This window comes from Thalassospira sp. SN3W (assembly GCF_038070535.1).
In the GTDB taxonomy this organism is placed as follows: Bacteria; Pseudomonadota; Alphaproteobacteria; order Rhodospirillales; family Thalassospiraceae; genus Thalassospira; species Thalassospira xiamenensis.
This window is the reverse complement of the sequence record NZ_CP121124.1, coordinates 983,484-1,004,989: the sequence shown is the minus strand read 5'-3', so window position 1 is coordinate 1,004,989 and position 21,506 is coordinate 983,484. Positions and strand designations below refer to the sequence as shown.

At 57.3% G+C, this 21,506-nt stretch carries 17 protein-coding genes and 1 other RNA gene; 11 read left to right on the top strand and 7 right to left on the bottom strand.

Annotated elements, in window-relative coordinates; all coding sequences use genetic code 11:
* Nucleotides 1–380 precede the first annotated feature (380 nt).
* Together P8T57_RS04440 and corA are read left to right on the top strand one after the other, a co-directional pair.
* Nucleotides 381–1,046, top strand: coding sequence for a hypothetical protein (locus P8T57_RS04440; RefSeq protein WP_341364715.1), 666 nt, complete (start codon nt 381–383; stop codon nt 1,044–1,046).
* A 152-nt stretch (nt 1,047–1,198) separates the two neighbouring features.
* Entirely contained in the window at nt 1,199–2,242 is a 1,044-nt protein-coding gene (corA, locus tag P8T57_RS04435; protein ID WP_063093889.1) for a magnesium/cobalt transporter CorA, read from the top strand.
* Here the strand turns inward: corA and P8T57_RS04430 are convergent.
* The gene (locus tag P8T57_RS04430) at nt 2,239–3,219 is read right to left on the bottom strand and encodes a helix-turn-helix domain-containing protein (RefSeq protein ID WP_341364714.1); all 981 of its coding nucleotides are present in this window, start codon (nt 3,217–3,219) and stop codon (nt 2,239–2,241) included. The two genes, corA and P8T57_RS04430, sit on opposite strands and share 4 nt — an antisense overlap.
* A gap of 96 nt (nt 3,220–3,315) precedes the next feature.
* Between P8T57_RS04430 and P8T57_RS04425 the strand changes: the two genes are divergently transcribed.
* Together P8T57_RS04425 and P8T57_RS04420 are read left to right on the top strand one after the other, a co-directional pair.
* Complete coding sequence (locus P8T57_RS04425; RefSeq protein ID WP_341364713.1) at nt 3,316–3,888, top strand: cysteine hydrolase family protein; 573 nt, start codon at nt 3,316–3,318, stop codon at nt 3,886–3,888.
* 70 nt (nt 3,889–3,958) lie between these two features.
* The gene (locus tag P8T57_RS04420) at nt 3,959–4,579 is read left to right on the top strand and encodes a pyridoxamine 5'-phosphate oxidase family protein (protein ID WP_114095432.1); all 621 of its coding nucleotides are present in this window, start codon (nt 3,959–3,961) and stop codon (nt 4,577–4,579) included.
* Between the two features lie 54 nt (nt 4,580–4,633).
* Here the strand turns inward: P8T57_RS04420 and rnpB are convergent.
* Nucleotides 4,634–5,029, bottom strand: an RNA gene (gene rnpB, locus P8T57_RS04415) — RNase P RNA component class A.
* A gap of 199 nt (nt 5,030–5,228) precedes the next feature.
* Between rnpB and P8T57_RS04410 the strand changes: the two genes are divergently transcribed.
* On the top strand, nt 5,229–6,041 hold the full coding sequence (locus P8T57_RS04410) for a transporter substrate-binding domain-containing protein (RefSeq protein WP_341364712.1): 813 nt from the start codon (nt 5,229–5,231) through the stop codon (nt 6,039–6,041).
* Here the strand turns inward: P8T57_RS04410 and P8T57_RS04405 are convergent.
* The 4 genes from P8T57_RS04405 to P8T57_RS04390 all read right to left on the bottom strand — a co-directional run bounded on the left by P8T57_RS04405 (nt 6,035) and on the right by P8T57_RS04390 (nt 10,574).
* Nucleotides 6,035–6,754: an N-acetylmuramoyl-L-alanine amidase gene (locus P8T57_RS04405; RefSeq protein WP_341364711.1), complete on the bottom strand. Its 720-nt coding sequence runs from the start codon at nt 6,752–6,754 to the stop codon at nt 6,035–6,037. The two genes, P8T57_RS04410 and P8T57_RS04405, sit on opposite strands and share 7 nt — an antisense overlap.
* A 6-nt stretch (nt 6,755–6,760) precedes the next feature.
* A complete protein-coding gene (locus P8T57_RS04400) occupies nt 6,761–7,633 on the bottom strand; it encodes an EamA family transporter (protein WP_341364710.1) in 873 nt (290 codons plus the stop codon).
* A gap of 166 nt (nt 7,634–7,799) precedes the next feature.
* Nucleotides 7,800–9,632 carry an ATP-binding cassette domain-containing protein gene (locus tag P8T57_RS04395; RefSeq protein ID WP_040061119.1) on the bottom strand — a complete coding sequence of 611 codons (1,833 nt, stop codon included), beginning with the start codon at nt 9,630–9,632 and terminating at the stop codon, nt 7,800–7,802.
* Nucleotides 9,633–9,761: 129 nt separating this feature from the next.
* The gene (locus P8T57_RS04390) at nt 9,762–10,574 is read right to left on the bottom strand and encodes a TerB family tellurite resistance protein (RefSeq protein ID WP_341364709.1); all 813 of its coding nucleotides are present in this window, start codon (nt 10,572–10,574) and stop codon (nt 9,762–9,764) included.
* Between the two features lie 367 nt (nt 10,575–10,941).
* Between P8T57_RS04390 and P8T57_RS04385 the strand changes: the two genes are divergently transcribed.
* Nucleotides 10,942–12,906, top strand: a complete 1,965-nt coding sequence (locus tag P8T57_RS04385; RefSeq protein ID WP_341364708.1) for a HAMP domain-containing methyl-accepting chemotaxis protein — start codon at nt 10,942–10,944, stop codon at nt 12,904–12,906.
* 136 nt (nt 12,907–13,042) lie between these two features.
* A complete protein-coding gene (locus tag P8T57_RS04380) occupies nt 13,043–13,567 on the top strand; it encodes a winged helix DNA-binding protein (RefSeq protein WP_007089717.1) in 525 nt (174 codons plus the stop codon).
* Between the two features lie 77 nt (nt 13,568–13,644).
* On the opposite strand, the gene P8T57_RS04375 is transcribed toward P8T57_RS04380, so the two are convergent.
* The gene (locus tag P8T57_RS04375; RefSeq protein WP_341364707.1) at nt 13,645–14,394 is read right to left on the bottom strand and encodes an SDR family oxidoreductase; all 750 of its coding nucleotides are present in this window, start codon (nt 14,392–14,394) and stop codon (nt 13,645–13,647) included.
* A 258-nt stretch (nt 14,395–14,652) separates the two neighbouring features.
* Here P8T57_RS04375 and P8T57_RS04370 point away from each other — a divergent pair, with 258 nt between their 5' ends.
* The 4 genes from P8T57_RS04370 (at nt 14,653) to P8T57_RS04355 (ending at nt 21,313) form a co-directional block, all read left to right on the top strand.
* The gene (locus P8T57_RS04370) at nt 14,653–15,627 is read left to right on the top strand and encodes a TRAP transporter substrate-binding protein (RefSeq protein WP_341364706.1); all 975 of its coding nucleotides are present in this window, start codon (nt 14,653–14,655) and stop codon (nt 15,625–15,627) included.
* 139 nt (nt 15,628–15,766) lie between these two features.
* Nucleotides 15,767–16,279, top strand: a complete 513-nt coding sequence (locus P8T57_RS04365; RefSeq protein ID WP_037992184.1) for a TRAP transporter small permease — start codon at nt 15,767–15,769, stop codon at nt 16,277–16,279.
* Nucleotides 16,280–16,289: 10 nt separating this feature from the next.
* Nucleotides 16,290–17,591, top strand: coding sequence for a TRAP transporter large permease subunit (locus P8T57_RS04360; protein ID WP_037992186.1), 1,302 nt, complete (start codon nt 16,290–16,292; stop codon nt 17,589–17,591).
* 68 nt (nt 17,592–17,659) lie between these two features.
* Nucleotides 17,660–21,313 carry a hydantoinase B/oxoprolinase family protein gene (locus P8T57_RS04355; protein WP_341364705.1) on the top strand — a complete coding sequence of 1,218 codons (3,654 nt, stop codon included), beginning with the start codon at nt 17,660–17,662 and terminating at the stop codon, nt 21,311–21,313.
* Nucleotides 21,314–21,506 lie beyond the last annotated feature (193 nt).

Genomic DNA, 21,506 nt, shown 5'->3' with positions numbered 1-21,506 from the left:
GTGATTTTTACCTGTTGCCCATGAAAGCCCATAGATGCCCCCACGCGCGCCCATGCAAATCCATTCGCAGACCTTTTTTGATCGGCATGGGATTTGACGGGATGACGGAGAGGCATTTCACGCAACATGGCGATGATCCGGTTTGGGGGCCGATCCCGGCTTCGGGGATTGGCATTTGATCGTTAATCGGTTTTGATGGGGCAATGTTGCCCGCGATCTGGTCCGTGCTGATATGCTATGATGGTGATCCTGATGCGGGGCGGCGTCAGGACAGGTGAAGGGAACGAGTGTTGCGGAAAAAGACTGCCATATTGTTAATGACGTGTGCCGTTGTGGCGGTTTTGGGCCTTCGGGGGCCGGTGCATGCCCAGAGCCTTCAGATGGATAAGGGCAGTGCGACAATCTCGCCCGAGGTCACATCGCCTGAAATGCGCCAGTTATTGCCCTTGATCATGAAGCAGTTGCAGAATAATCCGCAATTGATGGGGCAGTTCGGGCTTGGCGGCTTGGGTGCGCTTAACGGATTGGGCGGGCTTGAGGATGGCGAGGGGCTGCCGACGGGGACTGGCACCAACGGCACGGGTGCGGCGGCCATCCCCGGACTTGAGGATGCGATTGCCAAGGCGCTGGCCAATCAGAATGCGGCGAGTGCCGCCGCGACCGGCATCCCCGAACAGGTCACGATGTATCGCGCGCAATATCATCCGATCGATATGGATCATGACGGGCGGATCAGTGCGGACGAGGCGGCGGCCTATGCGAGCTGGATGTTCCGGCGGCGCGATATCAATGGCGACAGTGTTCTGGTGGGCCGGGAATTTGCCGCGGTTGAGGCATTGCCGGGCACGGCGGAGGCCAACCGCCAGCGATTGCGGACCGAAAGCCGACGGCTCGAATTGCTGTTTGGCAGTGTTGACGCCAATTCTGACAAAATGATCAGCAAGGATGAGTTCCTGACCTATGCCAAGGCGCAGTTTGATGAAAAACGCGGGAACGATGCGGATATTGATCCGTTTGAGTTTCAGACGGTTCTGCCGTTTCAATAGCGCGATGATGTGCCTTGGCGGTGTTTAACCGATTTGTCATGGCTTGGCGCGTGACAGAACGGGGCCTTCGGGCCTATGACAGGAAACGCACAAGCCCGAAATAGACCGGTACCCGGCAATGTCCGGTCAACCGGCGCGGATGGAGAGTGACCATGGACAGCAACGAATTTTTTGCCCCGGCCCGGACCCCGTCCGACGATACCGCCGCCCCGGCGGATGATGCTGCATTGGTCAGTAGCGGCGATGCTGTTGATGGCGAAGTTAACAGCGCGGGAAGTGTGGCAAAGCCGCCAAAGGTGGAGCGCACGCCGGTCTGGATCGACCTTTTGAACCCGTCCGATGATGAAATCCACGAGATCGAAAAACGGTTTGCCATCGAGGTGCCGACCCGCGAGGAAATGCAGGAGATCGAGCTTTCATCGCGGTTATATGACGAAGACGGCGCGCTTTTCATGACCGTATCGGTGTTAAACAAGGCCAATAGTGACGAGCCCGAAACCACCGCGATCACCTTTATTCTGGTCAAAAAGACCCTGATCACGCTGCGTTATGCCGATCCGGTGCCGTTCAAGACCTTTATCCGGCGGGTCAATCGCAGCCCGTCGCTGGCGTCCAGCGCCGAGGCGGTTCTGTTCGGGTTGCTGGAACAGATTGTCGACCGGTTGGCCGATATCATGGAACAGGCGGCCGCCGACCTTGAAGGGTTGTCAAACATCGTTTTCGCCAACCCCGATGATCCGGCCCATGATCAGGATCACCGGGCGGTTCTGCGCCGCATCGGGCGGGCCGGGAACCTTTCGGGCAAGGCCAAGGACAGCTTGCTGAACCTGCATCGGCTGGGGCTGTTTCTGTCAACACAGACGCGGCTTAAAAAGGATGCCAAGACGCGGCTTAAAACCATTTCGCGCGATATCGTGTCGATCACCGAACATGCCAATTTCATCGCCAACAAGGTGACGTTCCTGCTCGATGCGACGCTGGGCATGATCAATCTGGAACAGAACAATATCATCAAGATTTTCTCGGTCGCCGCCGCCGCCTTCCTGCCGCCGACCCTGATTGCCAGCATTTATGGCATGAATTTCAGCGTCATGCCGGAACTGGATTGGCAGTTTGGTTATCCGCTGGCGATTGGCCTGATGGTGCTGTCGGCTGTTCTTCCGCTTTGGTATTTCAAGCGGAAAGGGTGGCTTTAGGTGGTGGCTTTGAACCGTTCGCGGTAGTCGCTGGGCGCGACGCCCAGATGTTTGACGAAGCAGCGGCGCATGCGTTCGTCATCGCCAAAGCCGCAATTAAGCGCGATCTGGCTTATGCGTTTGTCGGTTTGTTCTAGCGCAGTCCGGGCGGCTTCGAGGCGCATCAGTTCGACGGCGCGCGCCGGGCTCAGGCCGGTGGCGGATTTGTAGGTGCGTGAAAAGTTGCGCGGGCTCATGCCCGTCTGTTCGGCGAGGTCTTCGACCGCAAGGCGGGTTTGAAGGTTTTGCGTGATCCAGCCATGCAGATCGTCAAAGCGCCCGGTATTGTCATTGGCCTGATGTTCAAGCGGCAGGCTGAATTGTGATTGCCCGCCGGGGCGGCGGATGAAGACGATCAGGCTGCGCGCCACGGCAAGGGCGGCGTCCCGGCCAAGATCCTGTTCGATCATCGCGACCGCCATATCAATCCCGGTTGTTACCCCGGCCGAGGTCCAGACCGGGCCATCGCGGACAAAAATCGGATCGGGGGCGACACGGCTTTGCGGGAACATGGCTTGCAGGCGGTCGCACCAGCGCCAGTGCGTGACACAGGCGCGATCATCAAGCATCCCGGCAGCGCCCAGAATAAACGCCCCGATACAGACCGAGCCGATGCGGGGGATTTGAGCGCGGTATTTTTCAAGCCACCCGATCAGATTGGCATCACCCAGCGCATCAAGCATTTCATCGGACCCGGCGGCGATCAGGGTGTGGATTTCACCCGGATCAAGATCGGCAAGGGCGACGGTATCAAGGGCAATGCCGGTATCGGTCATGACCGGGCCGCCGTGGCTTGAGGCCAATATGGTGCGATAAAGCGGGGTGCCGGTTGCCGGATCGCGGGCCTCGTGAAACGCCTGTAAGGGGCCGGTGACATCAAGCATCACGGTTTGCGGGGTGAGGATGAAAACGATGAGGCGGGGCAGGCGGGGTGTCACGCGGCATTGTCCTGAAATGAGGGGTAGTTGTCATTTATGCCATTTGCGGATCGGTTAATCTAGGGCCAACATTCAACCGCGCCGGAGAGATTGAGAATGACCGAAACCAAAACCGCAAATACCGCCCTGATCATGATCGACTGGCAGCAGGGTTTTGCCGATCTGGATTATTGGGGGCAGCGCAATAATCCGGGGGCGGAGGCCAATGGCGCGGCGCTTCTGGCGCATTGGCGGGCAAAGGGCGCACCGGTTATTCATGTGCGTCATGATTCAACAACCCCGATATCGCGCCTGCATCCCGATCATCCGGGGCATGAATTTATTGAGTTTGCCACACCGAAGGATGGTGAGCCGGTTTATGGCAAGCAGGTCAATTCGGCGTTTATCGGAACGAGCCTTGAGGCCGATTTGCGGGCGCGCGGGATCAATCAGATCGTTTGTTGCGGGATATCGACCGATCATTGCGTGAATACGACAACGCGGATGGGGGCGAACCTTGGCTTTGATGTGACGATTGTCAGTGATGCCTGTTTTGCGTTTGAGCGCAAATTACCCGACGGGCGGGTGTTTGGTGCCGATCTTGTGCATGATGTGGCATTGGCGAGCCTGAATGGCGAGTTTGCCAAAGTTTGCACGACAGATCAGGTGATCGGGGGGGATTGCGATTGACTTGCGTTCTGGCTTGACGCAGTTTTGCCGCCCGTCACCATCATAATCGTCCCCTGAAAAGGTTTGCCCCATGACCAAGATCGATACTGCCGAGAAGCTGCGCGAGATTTACGGAATGCCGATGGAATTGGCGGTTGCCAAGGCATTGACGAAACTGGACCCGCATTGCCGGCATTTTATCGAACTGGCACCCTTTGCCGTGATTTCATCGGCCGATGCCAAGGGCAATGCCGATGTCAGCCCGCGCGGCGACGGGCCGGGCTTTATCAAGGTGCTTGATGACAATACGCTTCTGATGCCGGATCGTCCGGGCAACAATCGCGTTGATACGTTATCGAACATCATTGAAAACCCGAATGTCGGGATGCTGTTTTTCGTGCCCGGTTTCAACGATACGCTGCGTGTGAATGGCACGGCGGAAATCCATAATGATCCGGCATTGCTGGCGCATTTTGCCGATACGCCGAAACCGCCAATCACGGTGATCAAAATCCGGGTCGCGGAAGCGTTCCTGCATTGTGCGAAATCGTTGATGCGCTCCAAACTCTGGAGCATCGAGAGCCAGGTGGATCGCAAGGTGATGCCGACCCTTGGCAAGATCATCAAGGATCAGACGTCAGCGAGTTTCGACGTCGGCACCCAGGAAGATGCCGATAAGTATTTCGCGCAATCCATCGCCGAACGCGGTTAAGGCATTCACGGCGGGGCATGTCCCCGCCGATGTCATATCGGGCAAAAAAGAAAATAGACCAGATGGCCTGTAAGCCGGGTTCTGTCCATGCGGCGAACCGCACTGGATGGCCATTCATCTGGGACGCCCGTCGCCGGACGCCTCCTGCAACCAACCCGAATGGTGGCGCGGAAACCCGCCTGCCGACAATGCCGAAGCATCCGGCCGACCATTCCTATTAGGTTTTGCTCCCGGTGGGGTTTACCATGCGTCCCGCATTGCTGAAGGACCGGTGCGCTCTTACCGCACCCTTTCACCCTTTCCTGATGGCTTGCGCGATCAGGTGGTTTGCTTTCTGTGGCACTTTCCCTAGGGTCGCCCCCGCCAGCCGTTAACTGGCACCGTATTTCCATGGAGCCCGGACTTTCCTCCCCCGTTCCGAAGAACCGGGGCGGCCATCCGGCCATCTGGTGGGCGTGATGTAGGTGACATTGACCGCGTCGTCAAGAAAAAGCAGTTTGTACAGGGACTTATACGATCGTTATCCGAACCATGCCAAAAACGCATGGAAGCCCGGAAATCTGCGGGTTTGCCATATCCCTCTTAAGGGGGTATGTCGTGTTTTCAGGCTCATATTGATGATGCCGGATTTTCATTTGAAGGATTGGCCATGCGTGCGGCGCTTTGGATTTCAGGCGCAATATTGATCTTTTGTGCTGTGTCTTTTGGGGCGCAGGCGAAAGACGTGCGTCTGTGCTATGACGACTGGCCGCCTTATGCCTATGACGATCAGGGTGTTGCGCGCGGGCTTGCGGTGGATATGGCGACCCGGTTCCTTGAAAATGCCGGGCATTCCGTCAGTTTTGTCGCGATGCCGATGGCGCGGTGCCGTTTCTCGCTGCGGCAGGGGGCGGTGGATGGCGTTTTGCTTGATGATCTTGCCAAGGCTGATGAAACCGGGCTTGTGATATCGTCCCAGTCCCTGGTTAGCAAGGTGACGGTGGCCGTGGTCAATTCGGGCTTTTGCCTTGGGACCTATCAGGGGGTGCGCAGCCTTGATAACACCAACTGGCTTAAAGTGATCGGGCAGTCCTATCCGGCGGAAATCCTTGCCAACGAAACCATGCATCCGGTGGAAGTTGCCGAATATGCCAAGGGGTTCGAGATGCTTAAACGGCACCATGTCGATGTGCTGTTTAGCGATCTGGCCTTTCTGCGTTTTGCTGGCGGGGATCAGAAAAGCCTGACGGGGTTCAAGGTGCTTTTGCCTGCGGTCGAGATTGAGGAGCGGTATTTGAGCCTGCGGTCCGATCTGGCGCCGGTGCTGAACGATTTTGACCGGGAAATGGCGCGCGGGCTTCTGACCGGGGTGGTGGATGGTATCTATCACCGGCATCTTGGCTTTAGCCGGGTCGGTTTTGCCCGCTATGTCGGGTTATCCGATATTCCGATTGCCAATCCGGGCGGCCTGATCGTTCAGTAAAGTCCGGCTTTATCGAGCAGGGCGCGCAGGATTGCGGCGCATTCTCCGTCCACCTTCCCCGAAATATTGGATGGCCGCCAGTGACGCTGAAAGGCGATGCGGCGTTTAAGCGCGTCATTCGGGCCATATCCCAGACGGTCGAGCATCGCATCGAATTCGGTTTCGGTGCAGGCTTCATCGCCCTTTGTGATATCGGGCGTTGCCCATAATCCAATGCCGTTCGCGGCCAGCCTGTCCCACGGGAACAGTTCGCCCGGGTCTTCCTTGCGGTCCGGGGCCATGTCGGAATGGGCGATGATGTGGTCAGGTCGGATATCGTAGCGGGTCAGGATATCGCGGCACAGCGCGATCACCGCGTCGATCTGGATGTCGGGAAAGGGACGATAGCCAAATTCATGGCCGGGATTGACGATTTCAATGCCGATGGAATTGGAATTCACATCATCGCATTCCTGCCACTGGCCGCGCCCGGCATGCCAGGCGCGTTTATCCTCGTCCACCAGACGGAAAATGGTGCCGTCTTCCTCGACCAGATAGTGGCTTGAGACCGAGGCCGCCGGATCACACAGGCGATCAAGGGCGGCCGCGCCACTTTGCATGCCGGTATAATGCAGGACGAGGATATCAATCGGTACGCCATCGGGCCTGTCGCCGTAATTGGACGAAGGGCGGGCGATGATGCGGTTCTTGAAATCCGTGTTTCCAGCAGACATCTCGGGTCAGTCCATTCCCTGTTCCTGTTGCTGCGGCGGTTTGCGCAGCATGATCACGCCAACCCCGGCCAGAACCGTCAGGCCGCCGATGATTTTAAGGGTGCTGATCGGTTCGTTAAAGACAATGAACGATCCGGCAACACTGATCACCGGGGCCAGCAACGACCACGGCACCACGACATTCACATCCTGCGTTTTCAGCAAATGATACCAGAAGCCATAGGCCACGATGGACGACATCACGACGGTGAAACTCGTGTTGGCCCATGCGACCCAGCTTGCATTGAACACCGCCTCAACCGCAGCCGGTTCGAGGAACAGCGAGAGGATCAGCAATTGCGGGGCGGCCATCAAAGCCATCCAGCCATTAAGCTGGAAAGTATCGATATTGCCGAGTTTTTTGATCATGACATTGGCAACCGCCCACATGAAGGCGGCAAACACCACCAGCAACAGGGGCAATTGCAGGTCGGTCATGGTCGGGTCCCAGAACATGATCATCACCCCGACAAAGGCCAGCGTCATGCCCGAAAGCCGTTTCCAGCCCAGCCGGTCATTAAAGAAATAGGTCGCCAGCATCGAGGAGAACGGCACACCGAGCAGAACGATAATCGCCACCGGCCCGGCATCAAGGATCGAAAGCGCAAAGAACAGCACCCCGAAATGGCCGGTGCCAAAGATGACCGACAGAATGGCGAGACGGCCAAAGCGGCCAGACGGCATTTTGGTGAAGGGCAAAAGCAGGATCGCAACCGATCCAAAACGGATCGCGGTCAGCATCAGGGGCGGTATTTCACTGACCGCACCCTTGACGGTCAGCATATTGACACCCCAGATCACGGCAACGGACAGGGCCATCAGAACGGCTTTGAGGGGCATGGCAGGGGCTTTCGGCAAAGCGCATCGGCGCTGGTGGCGCGTTTGCGGGTTTATCGGTATGCCCCTTCATCGGATGGAAAGAGCAACCCGACAAGTGAATTGTTTTCATTTGTCGGGTAAATTGTGACCGATCCGAATAGTGCCGTAAAGCATTGGCTGTGAAGCGTTATGACAGCCCGAGTTCCTCGCGGAGCATTTCGAGTTCGAGCCAGCGTTCTTCGCCCGCTTCGAGTTCGGCACGGGCCGCGGCCATGCGGTCGACCTTTTTCTGGAAGGCATCCGGGTCCTTGGTGAACAGGCTGCCATCCGAAAGGGCGGCTTCGATTTCGGCAATCTCGGCCTCAAGCTTGGCGATCTGGCCGGGCAGATTGTCGTATTCGCGCTGGTCCTTGTAGCTCATCTTGCCGGTTGGTTTGGGCTTGGCGGCCTGTGACGAGACGGATTTTTTGCCGCCTTTGCCCGATGTGCTGCCCAGCTTTTCCTCGGCGACAGCCGGGGCGGCGGACAGTTTGCGTTGGGCGATATAATCGGAATAGCCGCCGGGATATTCGGTGGCGATGCCGTTGCCTTCCATCACGATGGAGGACGTCACGACGCGATCCAGGAAATCACGGTCGTGGCTGACGAGCAAAAGCGTGCCTTCGTAATCGGCCAGCATTTCCTGCAACAGATCAAGCGTATCCATATCGAGATCGTTGGTCGGTTCGTCCATGATCAGAAGGTTGGTCGGCTTGGCAAGCTGCTTGGCGAGAAGCAAACGGTTACGCTCCCCACCCGACAGGGCACCGACGGGGCTGCGCGCCTGTTTTTCGTCGAACAGGAAATCGCGCAGATAGCTTACGACATGGCGCGGATTGCCACGCACCATGACCTGATCGCCGCCGATATCGCACAGCGTATCCCACAGGGTCATATTGTCATCAAGGGCCGCACGTTTCTGATCGAAATAGCTGGCATTGAGGTTGGTGCCGATCTTGATCGTGCCGCTATCGGGTTCAAGTTGCCCGGTCAGCATTTTAAGCAGGGTGGTTTTGCCCGCCCCGTTCGGGCCGATGATGCCGACCTTGTCGCCGCGCAGGATACGGGTCGAGAAACCGGTCAGGATCGTTCTGTCGCCAAAGGATTTGGTGATGTCGGTGGCCTCGATCACGACCTTGCCCGATGTGCTGCCGGCGTCAGCCGCCAGCGACACGTTGCCGATGCGTTCGATCTGCTGCGACCGGGTTTCGCGCATGTCCCACAGGCGGCGCAGACGGCCCTGGTTGCGTTTGCGACGGGCCGAGATGCCCTGCACGGACCAGACGGTTTCTTGGGCGATCAGTTTATCAAGCTTGGCGCGTTCTTCGGCTTCCTTGCGGAAGATTTCCTCGGACCATTCTTCGAATTTCGAGAAGTTCTGATCGGTGCGGTGCATGACGCCGCGATCAATCCACAGGATGCCGGTTGAAATCGCGTTCAGGAAGGCGCGGTCGTGCGAGATGACGACAACCGCACCGCGGAAGTTTTTGATCTCGCCCTCAAGCCATTCGATGGTCGGCAGGTCAAGATGGTTGGTCGGCTCGTCGAGCAGAAGGACCTGCGGATCGGCGATCAGGGCGCGCGCGATTGCCGCCCGGCGGCCTTCGCCGCCCGAGAGTTTGGTCGGGTCGGCCTGCGGATCGATATTGACCGAGTCCAGCAGCATATAGACGCGATAGGCATAATCGATTTCATGTTCGTCGAGCGCGGACAGAACATATTCCTCGACCGTGGCGTAGCCGTCGAATTTCGGTTCCTGATTAAGATAGGCGATCTTGCAGCCCGGCTGAACGAAGCGTTCGCCGCCATCGGCTTCGATTTCGCCAGCGATGATTTTAAGCAGGGTCGATTTCCCGCCGCCATTGCGCCCGACAAGGCACAGGCGATCCCGATCCCCGATGGCAAAGGAAACATCGGAAAACAGATCGTTGCCGCCAAAGGTCAGACGGATATCGTTTATATTGATCAGCGGTGGCGCCATGGAAAAACCGATAAGCTTGAGGTCATGAAAACTGGCCCCCTGCAAACCGCAAATCGCGGCATCTTGCAAGGGAAATCATTGCATGCAGGGCAGGGGTGCGTCGCAAGTGGCTGTTATCGGGGCGTGACCCTAGCGGATATTGCGTTCCTTGCGGATCTGATCCCAGGCGGCATTGATGCGGGCCATCTTGTGATTTGCCTGTTCGATGAATTCGGGCGGCATGCCCTTGGCGATCAGGGTATCGGGATGGTTTTCGCGCGACAGTTTGCGATGGGCGGCCTTGAGGTCATCGTCGCTGGCATCGCGGCCCAGCCCAAGCTGTTCATAGGGATCGGGGCCGCCGGGGCTGGTATAGGCATGATGCACGCGATCAAAATCAATATCGGCAAAGCCGAAAATGGTTGCGACCTTGTGCAGGAAGTCCTTTTCGGCCGGGTGCAGGGCACCATCGGCCATCGCGATCTGATAAAGCGCTTCGAGGATGCCTTCGAGCAAAGCACGTTCGCCGCGGAACAGAAGGGCGATCTGCCGGGCGTAGGGTTCAAAGCCGTCGGATGACTTGCGCGCCATGTCAAACAGGCGACCGACATTCTTTTCCTCGCCCGGCGGGATGTGGAAAACGCGCTTGAAGGCGTTGATTTCATCACGCGACACCACGCCATCGACCTTGGCCATCTTGGCCGAAAGCACGACAACGGCGGTGGCAAAGGCGACCTGACGCGCATCCTGCCCGCCGGGGAAGCTGCCCTGTGTACTGCCGCTATAGCCGCCAATGCGGGCGGTGCGGATATTGTGCTTGATCCTGTCGACGACATGACCGGCCGCCGCCCCCAGAATGGCGCCAAGCGGCCCGCCAAGGGCAAAGCCCGCGGTGCCGCCGATGATTTTACCCCAGATGCTCATACTTCTGATCAGGCTCTTGGTTGCGAAAAGGACATTCATTTATCGCCGTATCGGCCAGATCCCGACAGGCAAAGCGCATTAGATAGTACAGGTGGAGCAGGAAGCCAGTCTTTTCATTCAGGGAATCGTTGCAGTGTACCGGACGCGGTGGCGGCAGGGGGTAAATGTCGCGTCCTTTCAAGGGTCTGAGGCCTTGGCAAGTGGCGTCTTTCCGTCCGGCATGCACCATTGTAACAAAACGGTAACCCAACCGGAGATGAAAACGCACAGGTGCAGCCCAAGATAGCACTCATGCATCAGATGCAGGGCAATAGGGCGGAAAACGCGTGACCTGCTATACCAAAGTGTATAATACTATACCTAGGGTTAGTGTCCTGTTGAATATAAGTCTCTTGGGAGATTCGTAATGAGCTTTTTGTCGCGCATGAAGCTGATCTATCAGATTTCGTTGATAGGTTTAGCTGCGCTTTCTATTTTTGCGATCGTTGCCATGGTCCTGTTTGTCGCGGATTATCAGCGTCAAACTGCGGAAACGACTGCCGAGGAAGCCGTCGATGACCGATTGATCGTTGATGGGATCGCCCGAGAATTCCTGAACGCCCGGAGGCGTGAAAAAGACTTTCTGCTGCGGCTGGATGAAAAATACGCCGCCGACCATGCAGAAACGGTTGCGATTGTTCAGTCCGATTTGAAAAAGCTGGCCGATGATCCGGCCCTTGATCCGTTTGATGGTCAAATTTCGTCCATTGCGACGTCCTTTGACAATTATGCGGCGCAATTCGAAATCATCGCTGATTTGCAACAGAAAATCGGCTTGAATGAAGAAAGTGGCCTGCTTGGCAGTCTGCGCGCGTCCGTTCACAATGTCGAGGAAGCGCTGGACCAGTACAAGGCCGACAAGCTGACAATCATCATGTTGATGATGCGCCGACACGAGAAGGATTTCCTGGCGCGGATTGATCCGAAATATGTTGCGCGCATTGATGACCGTCTGGCGGAATTTGGTCCGGCATTGACCGCCGCCGACAGTATTCCTGCTGCGGAAAAGCAAAAGATTTCCGATCTGATGAAATCCTATGTGACGGATTTCAAGGCGCTGGCGGCGGGGATCCTTCAGCGCGAGGAAGAATTGGGCAAGCTGAGCGACTATTACGCCGCGGCAGAACCGGTTCTGGAACAGCTTAGTGCCGATATAGCGGCCATCGCAGCCACGAAGAAGGCGGAGGCAAACGCCATTTCGCAGCGTAGTCTGATCACGACGGTGGTGATGTTTGTGGTTGGCGCATTGGCGTTGCTGGTGCTGTCCGTATTGCTGTCAAAAGCAATTGTGCGCGCGATCGCCGGGCTGACGACAAAGATGACGCGGTTGGCGCATAACGACTTTGATGTCGACATCAATGAAGTCAATCGGGCCGACGAGATCGGCGAGATGGGCCGGGCGGTTCTGGTGTTCCGTGAAAACGGTATTGAACGCGTCAAGCTTGAAGCCGCCCAGCGCGAGGCGGATGAACGCCGCCGTAAACGTCTGGAAACGCAGGAACAATATATCCGCGAGTTTGATCAGGCGGTGGTGGCCGTCATGGCCGAGGTTGGCGGTGCCGTTGACCAGCTGCATCAAGTGTCAAATGTGCTGCGCAAAAGTGCGGATACTGCGGCAAACCAGTCCCTGGCGGTATCGTCGGGGACCGAGGAAGCATCGGCGAATGTGCAGCTTGTCGCGACGGCGGCGACCGAGCTTGCCGCATCCATCAACGAGATTTCCGGTCAGGTCAGCGAAACATCGAACATGGCGCAATCGGCGACCGAGCGTGCGCGCCATACCAATGAAAACATTCAGGGGCTGAATGATGCCGCGCTCAAGATCGGGGAGGTCATTGGTCTGATCAGCGATATCGCCGGGCAGACCAACCTTCTGGCGCTTAATGCCACCATCGAGGCCGCCCGTGCCGGTGATGCCGGCAAAGGTTTTGCGGTTGTGGCAAGCGAGGTCAAGAACCTTGCCAATCAGACGGCCAAGGCCACCGATGAAATCACCAGCCAGATTAACGGTATCCAGCAGGCGACCGGATTGGCGGTTGAGGCGATTGATGAAATCGTGCGGATGATTTCCGACATCAGTGAACGGGCATCGGCCGTTGCCGCCGCGGTCGAACAGCAGACGGTCGCGACCAGCGAGATTTCGCAGAATGTCGAACAGGCCGCCGCCGGGACCGAGGAAATATCAGCCGCCATGCAGGGCGTATCGGCAGCAGTTGCCGAAACCAATGTTGCCGCCAATGACGTGCATGGTTCGGCCGATAATCTTGGCACCCAAAGCGGTCATTTACGCGGTCAGATTGACGGGTTCCTGGAACGCATGCGATCACTTTGACGGTGAAATGTCGACATTAATGTGCAGCCCGGCCTTGTCCGGGCTGCTTTTTTTGCGATAAAATCCCGACAAAGCGTATAAGTGAATGCCGCAAAGCGCATCGCGAAAGTTAACAACGGGATTTCAGGAACGCCGCATGACCGACACACCACGGACTGACAAACCACGTATCGTATCATCGTCACATCTTGTTTCGGAACGCGCGGCCGAGCTTTCCGAGCTTGAATTTGCCCTGATCCTGTCGGGCAATGCGTTTAACCGCTGGATGGTGCGGTGCATGCGGGCGGCGGGCATGCCCGATGTTTCGGTTCTTGATATCCTTGTTCTGCATAACGTCAATTCACGCGAGCGGGAAAAAAGCCTGTCGGAGGTCTGTTTCGTTCTGAATGTCGAAGACAGCCATCTGGTGAATTATTCGCTTAAGAAACTGCGCAAGCTGGGACTGGTTGACGGGATCAAGCGCGGTAAGGAAGTGCATTATTCGACGACCAAGGACGGCCGCGCGATGTGCGAGAAATACCGCGAGGTGCGCGAAGCCTGTCTGGTGGAGACGTTCCAGCGATTGGGTGTTAATCACGAGGAAGTCGGTGATGTGGCCAAGACGCTGCGCGCGATTTCGGGCGTGTATGATCAGGCATCGCGCGCGGCGAGTGCGATGTGATTGACTTCCAGAGTTTCTGAAGAGCAGACAAAGGGCAGCGCGATGGGTATCGGGGCTGCCTTTTTCATGTCTGCGTTTTAGGGCTGCGGCAGAAGGGTTCGGTTATGGGTCGGGGACATGATGATTTCGTTGAAGCAAACCCGTGCCGGGGCGGCGACGACATAGGCGACCATATCGGCCAGATCGTCGGGTTTTAGCATCAGGGCGCGTTCGTCTTCTTTGATCGGGACGGGGCGTTGGTCAAGGATCGGGGTGGCGACTTCGCCGGGGCTTATGCAGCAGCAGCGGATATTGTTGTGCATTTCTTCCTGATTGATGCTGTGCGATAGGTCGACAACGCCGCGTTTTGACGCGACATAGGCCGGGCCCGCGACGGGAAATTCATGCTTTGCCGCCCATGACGCGATATTGATGATCAGTCCGTCCTGTTGATCACGCATGAAGGGCAGGGTTGCGCAAACCGTGTTCGCCACACCATTGAGATTGACCGCGACGATGCGGTGCCAGTCGGCAATATCAAGATCGCGCCAATGCCGTTTGGGGGTGTTCATGCCCGCACAATTGATCAGGACATTGATCGAGCCCATGGAATTTTTGATATTCCGGGCGGCATCAAGGACCTGATCGCTGTTGCTGATATCAAGCGGGTGGATTTCGACTTTTCCGCCCTCTGACGTGATTTCGTTTGCGACCGTAAGAAGGGTTTCTTCGCGCCGTGCGGACAGGGCGACATGCGCACCCGCCGCGGCAAGCGATTTTGCGATTGCCTCGCCGATGCCGCTTCCGGCACCAGTGATCCAGACTGATTTCCCTGAAAGATTCTGCATTCGCTTTTTCCCGTTTGTGATGTGGCGGGAGCCTAGCACACGGCCATAAATCGAGAAATATCATATTGATGGCGCATTCTGGCAGGATGACGCCGATAAAATATCCTGCGTCGTTTCCCGTATTATGCATATCAGCCATGAAATAACATTGACAATTTATCAGTAAAATGTGACCGTTCTGTTGGGAGGCTACTTCGGAGTCACGAGATGCGCGAAAAAATGCATGTCGGCCTCATCACACACAGGGAGACTTGACTGATGCTTAAAAAGGCACTTTCCACCGTCGCAGTTGCCGCAATCACGATGTCGGCCGGTTTTGCCATGGCCGCCGAAAAATGGGATATGGCGACCCCGTATCCGGACGCGACATTCCACACCCAGAACATCATCGAATTTGCCAAGGACGTGAAAGAAGCGACCGGCGGTGAGCTTGACATCACCGTTCATTCCGGTGGTTCGCTGTTCAAGCACCCCGACATCAAACGTTCGGTGCAGCGCGGTCTGGTTCCGGCCGGTGAAACCCTGATTTCGCTTTTGTCGAATGAAGACCCGATTTACGGCGTTGACGCGATCCCGTTCCTTGCGACCAGCTATGACGAAGCCAAAAAGCTTTGGGAAGCATCGCGCCCGGCGATTGAAGAAAAACTGGCCGGTGATGGCCTTAAGGTCCTTTATGCGGTCGCATGGCCGGCACAGGGTCTTTATACCGCCAAGCCCGTCAGCACGGTTGATGACCTTAAAGGCATGAAGTTCCGTGCCTATAACTCGGCAACGTCGAAACTGGCAGACCTGACCGGCATGGTCGGCACCCAGGTTGAAGTGCCGGAAATCCCGACCGCCTTTGCGACCGGCATTGTCGAAGCGATGATGACCTCGCCCTCGACCGGTGCGAATTCCAAGGCATGGGACTTTGTGCAGAATTTCTATGACGTTCAGGCATGGCTTCCGAAAAACATGGTGATCGTCAATGCCAAGGCATTTGACGGTCTGTCGCCGGAAGTGCAGAAAGCCGTCATGGACGCAGCCGCCAAAGCCGAAACGCGTGGCTGGGAAATGAGCATGGCCGAAACCGACGAGAAGAAAAAGGTTCTGGCCGATAACGGCATGAATGTTGCCGCACCGAGCGACGCGCTGAAATCCGGTCTGGCCAAGGTTGGCGAACAGATGGTTGCCGATTGGCAGGCAGAAGCCGGTGATACCGGGGCTGCCATCATCGACGCTTATAAAAAGTAAGCGACGAACCGACTTTTCCGATCCGGGTGAATACGCCCGGATCGGGACGCCCCGCCGAAATTCATGATATGACTGTCCGAAGGGGCTTTGCCCTTGTTAGCCACCACTGGGAAATCCCGCGGGCGGAAAGGGGACTGCTGTGCGCAGATCATTAGATTATTTGTTCAAATTCAGTGCGGGGTTAGCGGCCATTTTTCTGGTTGCCATCGCATTGCTGATCCTGGCCTCGTCGCTGGGCCGGTTTGTCGGAATTGCCGTGCATGATGCCAATGAACTTGCCGGTTTCTCGCTTGCGGCGGGGACGTTCCTCGCACTTGGTCCGGCGCTTCGGGCGGGCACCCATATCCGGGTTCTGATTGTGTTATCGCACCTTAAGGGCGGTTTGCGCCGGGGGATCGAGAGCATCACGCTTGCCGCGGCAAGTTTTCTTGGCGGGTATTTCGCCTACTGGATGGCGGTTCTGGCCGAGGAAAGTTTTTCATATGGCGATACGTCGCCCGGTGTTCTGGCCTTTCCGCTTTGGATACCGCAGGCCGCCATGGCGTTCGGGCTGATTGTTTTTACCATCGCCATGCTTGAAGCATTGTTTGATGTGGCGCGCGGTCGTGCGCCCGGCTTTGCATCGCGTGAAACCAGCGAACTGACGGAATAGGGGGACGGTCATGGAAGTACTTGAAATCGGCCTGATCCTTATGGGGTTGATGTTCCTGTTTCTGGGGGCGGGGCTTTGGGTGGCATTGTCGTTATTTGCGGTCGGTGTCATCGGACTTGAATTTTTCACCAGCGCGCAGACCGGACCGATCATCGCGACGACCGCGTGGTCGGGGCTGGCAAGCTGGTCGCTGGCACCGCTGCCGCTGTTTATCTGGATGGGTGAAATCCTGTTTAGGTCGCGGTTGTCCGAGGATATGTTTACCGGCCTGGCACCTTGGCTGAACAAGCTTCCGGGGCGGTTGTTGCATGTCAATATTCTGGGCTGCGGGATTTTTGCCGCGGTGTCGGGGTCGTCGGCGGCGACGGCGGCGACGATTGGCCGGATGTCGATCCCGGAACTGCGCAAGCAGGGCTATGCCGACCGGCTGATCCTTGGCACGCTGGCCGGTTCCGGTACGCTTGGGCTTCTGATCCCGCCGTCGATCATCCTGATCGTGTATGGCGTTTCGGCGGAGCTTTCGATTGCGCGCCTGTTCATTGCCGGCATCCTGCCCGGTGCGATGCTGATCATCCTGTTCATGGGCTTTGTCATGATCTGGGCGACGGCGAACAAGGACAAGATGCCGCCTGCCGGGCCGGATATGGGCTTTATGGAAAAGGTTCGGGCGTCTGGCCGCCTGATCCCGGTGATTGTGCTGATTGCCAGTGTGATCGGGTCGATCTATGGCGGGATTGCCACCCCGACGGAGGCTGCGGCCTTTGGCGTGGTCGGTGCGCTGATCCTGTCGGCCATTAGCGGGTCGCTTAACCGGGCGAGCTTTATTGACGGCCTGATGGGGGCGACGCGCACATCGTGCATGATCGGTTTCATCCTTGCCGGGGCGGCGGTTTTGACCGTCACCATGGGCTTTACCGGCATTCCGCGCGAGCTTGCGGCATGGATCGCGGAAATGAACCTTTCGCCCTATGCGTTGCTCGCGGCACTGACGGTGTTCTTTATCGTGCTGGGCTGCTTCCTTGACGGGATTTCGGTGGTGGTTCTGACCACGTCGGTGATCCTGCCGATGGTGCAGGCCGCCGGGATCGATCTTTTGTGGTTTGGCATCTATGTGGTGCTGGTGGTCGAAATGTCGCAGATCACCCCGCCGGTCGGTTTCAATCTTTTTGTTCTGCAAGGGCTTACGGGCAAAAACCTGTTTTCCATTGCACGGGCTTCCCTGCCGTTCTTCTTCCTGCTTTTGCTGGCGGTTTTGCTGATTACGGTCTTCCCCGAAATCGCCACCTGGCTTCCGCAGAAAATGAACGGCTGACCCGCGCCGTTTAACGGTCGGCGCATTCGCAAGATTTGTTTGAATACGATGCTGAAGGAGTAAGCATCATGGCTTCGCACACCCAAAATTCGCCCGCTTCGCAAACCACTGATCAGACGACTGGACAGCCGAAATGGCAGTTCTGGATCGACCGTGGCGGTACCTTTACCGATATCGTCGCGCGCAAACCCGATGGCAGCCTTCTGACGCACAAGCTGCTGTCGGAAAACCCGGAACGTTATGCCGATGCCGCCATTCAGGGCATTCGCGAACTGCTTGACGTCCCGGCGGGCGAGAAAATCCCGGCCGAGAAAATCGAGGCCGTCAAGATGGGCACCACGGTTGCGACCAATGCCCTGCTTGAACGCAAAGGGGATCGCACGGTTCTGGTGACCACGACCGGTTTCCGCGATGCGCTGCGCATTGCCTATCAGAACCGCCCGAAGCTGTTTGATCGCAATATCAAGCTGCCGGAAATGCTGTATGAGCGCGTGATCGAGGCCGATGGCCGCTTTGACGCGCAGGGCGAGGAACTGACCGCGCTTGATCGCGAGAACCTGCGTAAAGACTTGCAGGCCGCCTTTGATGACGGCATCCGGGCATGTGCCATCGTGTTCATGCATGGCTATCGTTATACCGCCCATGAAAATGCAGCCGCCGAGATCGCACGTGAGATCGGCTTTACCCAGGTATCGGTCAGCAATCAGGTCAGCCCGTTGATGAAACTGGTATCGCGCGGCGATACCACGGTTGTTGATGCCTATCTGTCGCCGATCCTGCGCCGGTATGTTGATCAGGTCGCGGGCGAGCTTGGCGGTGTGAAGCTGATGTTCATGCAGTCCAATGGCGGGTTGACCGATGCCGCGAAGTTCCAGGGCAAGGATGCGATATTGTCCGGCCCGGCGGGTGGTGTTGTCGGCATGGTGCGGACCGCCGAAATGGATGGCTTTAATCAGGTCATCGGTTTTGATATGGGCGGCACATCGACCGACGTTTCGCATTATGACGGCGAATATGAACGCGATTTCGAAACCCAGGTTGCCGGTGTGCGCATGCGCGCCCCGATGATGAAAATCCATACGGTTGCGGCCGGTGGCGGGTCGATCCTGCATTTCGATGGTGCGCGTTTCCGTGTCGGCCCGGACAGTGCCGGTGCCAATCCCGGACCGGCGGCCTATCGCCGTGGCGGGCCGCTTGCAGTGACCGATATCAATGTCATGCTGGGCAAGGTTCAGCCGGAATTCTTCCCGAATGTGTTTGGCCCCGAAGGCAACGAGCCGCTTGACGCGGATGCGGTCAAGGCGGGCTTTGCCGACATGGCGCTTAAGATCAAGGAAGCCACCGGTCAGGTCCGCACGCCTGAAGAAGTCGCCGAAGGGTTCCTTCGGATTGCTGTCGAAAACATGGCGAACGCGATCAAGCAGATTTCGGTTCAGCGCGGCTATGACGTGACCGATTACATTCTGCAATGCTTTGGCGGGGCCGGCGGGCAGCATGCCTGCCAGGTGGCCGATACGCTGGGCATGACACGCGTGTTTGTCCATCCGTTTGCCGGGGTTCTGTCGGCCTATGGCATGGGGCTTGCCGATATCCGCGCAATGCGCGAACAGGCGGTCGAGGCGAAGCTTGAAACGTCTGCCCTTGCGGGGCTTGATGAAAGCCTTGATGCGCTGGCACTTGAGGCGCGCGGCGAGCTGCATGAGCAGGGCATTGGGGATGCCAAGATCAGCATGCTGAAAAAGCTGCATCTGCGTTATGACGGCACGGATAATCCGTTGATCGTTGATTTCGGTGATGTTGCCTCGATCAAGGCGCAGTTCGAAGAACAGCACAAGCAGCGTTACGGCTTTGTCATGGATGAAAAGCCGCTGGTGGTCGAGGCCGTCGCGGTCGAGGCGATTGGCGAAACCCAAGGCCTGCCCGATGCCGAGGCCGAAGTTGCCAAGGATGGCGTCAGACCCGATCCGCTTGCCACCCGCAAGGTGGTGTTTGATGGCAAATCCGAAGATACGCCGTTCTATAAACGTGAAGATCTGAAACCGGGTGCCACCGTGCGCGGCCCGGCGGTGATTGTCGAGCCGGTCGGCACCACGGTGCTTGATCCGGGCTGGGAAGCCAAGGTCAATGGCCGGGATCATCTTGTGCTGACCCGTGTTGTGCCGTTGAAACGGTCGGAAGCGATTGGCACGCAGGCCGATCCGGTGATGCTTGAGGTGTTCAACAACCTGTTCATGAATATCGCCGAACAGATGGGGGTCACGCTTGCCAACACGTCCTATTCGGTCAACATCAAGGAACGGCTTGATTTCTCGTGTGCGCTGTTTGATCAGGAAGGTCTTCTGATTGCCAACGCACCGCATATGCCCGTCCACCTTGGATCGATGGGTGAATCAGTTCGGGCCGTTATGGAAAACAATGCCGGGAAAATGAAATCCGGCGATGTTTATATGCTGAACGATCCCTATAACGGCGGCACGCACCTGCCCGATATCACGCTGATCACGCCGGTGTTTGGTGATGATGGCAAGGAAATCCTGTTCTATGTCGCATCGCGTGGCCACCATGCCGATGTTGGCGGGATCACCCCGGGCTCCATGGCGCCAAATTCCCGCATTCTTGAGGAAGAAGGCGTTCTGATCGACAATTTCAAACTGGTTGATCAGGGCAAATTTGACGAGGCCGGTTTGACCGCCCTTCTGGAGGGCGCGAAATACCCGGCACGTAACCCGTATCAGAACATCGCCGATCTGCGCGCACAGATTGCCGCCAATGAAAAGGGCGTGCAGGAATTGCGCAAGATGGTCGATCACTTCGGGCTTGATGTTGTGCATGCCTATATGGGCCATGTGCAGGACAATGCCGAGGAAAGTGTTCGCCGTGTGATCGACGTGCTCAAAGACGGCGAGTTTTCCTATGAAATGGATAATGGCGCGGTGGTGAAAGCCAAGGTCACGATCCATAAGGAAACCCGTTCGGCGACGGTTGATTTCACCGGTACGTCCGATCAGCTTGATAACAACTTCAACGCCCCATCGGCGGTAACAAGGGCGGCAGTTCTTTATGTCTTCAGAACGCTTGTTGATGATGACATTCCGCTGAATGCCGGGTGCCTGAAGCCGGTTAACCTGATCGTGCCGGAAGGATCGATGCTCAATCCGCGTTATCCGGCCGCCGTGGTTGCCGGGAACGTTGAAACATCGCAGCATGTGACGGATACGCTCTATGCCGCGCTTGGCGTGATGTCGGGTGCGCAGGGCACGATGAACAACTTCACCTGGGGCAATGATACGCACCAGTATTATGAAACCATCTGTGGCGGTACCGGTGCGGGCCCGGATTATGACGGGACATCGGGTGTGCATTCGCACATGACGAATTCGCGCCTGACCGATCCGGAAGTCCTTGAATGGCGTTTCCCGGTTCTGCTTGAAAGCTTTGGCATCCGCAAAGGGTCCGGCGGGGCAGGCAAGCACAAGGGCGGGGACGGCACGGTACGCCGGGTGCGCTTCCTTGAAGAAATGACCGCATCGATCCTGTCGAACCACCGTCGCGTGCCGGTTCAGGCCGTTGGCGGCGGGGAGCCGGGCAAGCTTGGCCGCAATGCGATTGAACGCACCAACGGCACGGTCGAGGAACTTAAAGGTACTGACGGTGCCACCATGTATCCCGGTGATGTCTTCATCATCGAGACGCCGGGTGGCGGCGGTTACGGCAAAGCCTGATCACAATACTCAGAGCCGACAGGACATCCGGGAACACCCGCCCCTCATCACGGGGTGTTCCCGACAGGGTGTTACCTGTCAGACTTGCAGCCGCCGGGAAACCGGCGGCTTTTTTATGAATTCCAGACATTGGCATTGAGATGCCGGATTAAATGAACAATGATTGGAAATCCGGATGACCTGCAATCGGGTG

What these genes read in the sequence shown, in the direction of transcription:
- P8T57_RS04440 (WP_341364715.1), top strand. Translation starts at nt 381, where the DNA reads ATGGATAAGGGCAGTGCGACAATCTCGCCCGAGGTCACATCGCCTGAA.
- corA (WP_063093889.1), top strand. Translation starts at nt 1,199, where the DNA reads ATGGACAGCAACGAATTTTTTGCCCCGGCCCGGACCCCGTCCGACGAT.
- P8T57_RS04425 (WP_341364713.1), top strand. Translation starts at nt 3,316, where the DNA reads ATGACCGAAACCAAAACCGCAAATACCGCCCTGATCATGATCGACTGG.
- P8T57_RS04420 (WP_114095432.1), top strand. Translation starts at nt 3,959, where the DNA reads ATGACCAAGATCGATACTGCCGAGAAGCTGCGCGAGATTTACGGAATG.
- P8T57_RS04410 (WP_341364712.1), top strand. Translation starts at nt 5,229, where the DNA reads ATGCGTGCGGCGCTTTGGATTTCAGGCGCAATATTGATCTTTTGTGCT.
- P8T57_RS04405 (WP_341364711.1), bottom strand. Translation starts at nt 6,754, where the DNA reads ATGTCTGCTGGAAACACGGATTTCAAGAACCGCATCATCGCCCGCCCT.
- P8T57_RS04400 (WP_341364710.1), bottom strand. Translation starts at nt 7,633, where the DNA reads ATGCCCCTCAAAGCCGTTCTGATGGCCCTGTCCGTTGCCGTGATCTGG.
- P8T57_RS04395 (WP_040061119.1), bottom strand. Translation starts at nt 9,632, where the DNA reads ATGGCGCCACCGCTGATCAATATAAACGATATCCGTCTGACCTTTGGC.
- P8T57_RS04390 (WP_341364709.1), bottom strand. Translation starts at nt 10,574, where the DNA reads ATGAATGTCCTTTTCGCAACCAAGAGCCTGATCAGAAGTATGAGCATC.
- P8T57_RS04385 (WP_341364708.1), top strand. Translation starts at nt 10,942, where the DNA reads ATGAGCTTTTTGTCGCGCATGAAGCTGATCTATCAGATTTCGTTGATA.
- P8T57_RS04380 (WP_007089717.1), top strand. Translation starts at nt 13,043, where the DNA reads ATGACCGACACACCACGGACTGACAAACCACGTATCGTATCATCGTCA.
- P8T57_RS04375 (WP_341364707.1), bottom strand. Translation starts at nt 14,394, where the DNA reads ATGCAGAATCTTTCAGGGAAATCAGTCTGGATCACTGGTGCCGGAAGC.
- P8T57_RS04370 (WP_341364706.1), top strand. Translation starts at nt 14,653, where the DNA reads ATGCTTAAAAAGGCACTTTCCACCGTCGCAGTTGCCGCAATCACGATG.
- P8T57_RS04360 (WP_037992186.1), top strand. Translation starts at nt 16,290, where the DNA reads ATGGAAGTACTTGAAATCGGCCTGATCCTTATGGGGTTGATGTTCCTG.
- P8T57_RS04355 (WP_341364705.1), top strand. Translation starts at nt 17,660, where the DNA reads ATGGCTTCGCACACCCAAAATTCGCCCGCTTCGCAAACCACTGATCAG.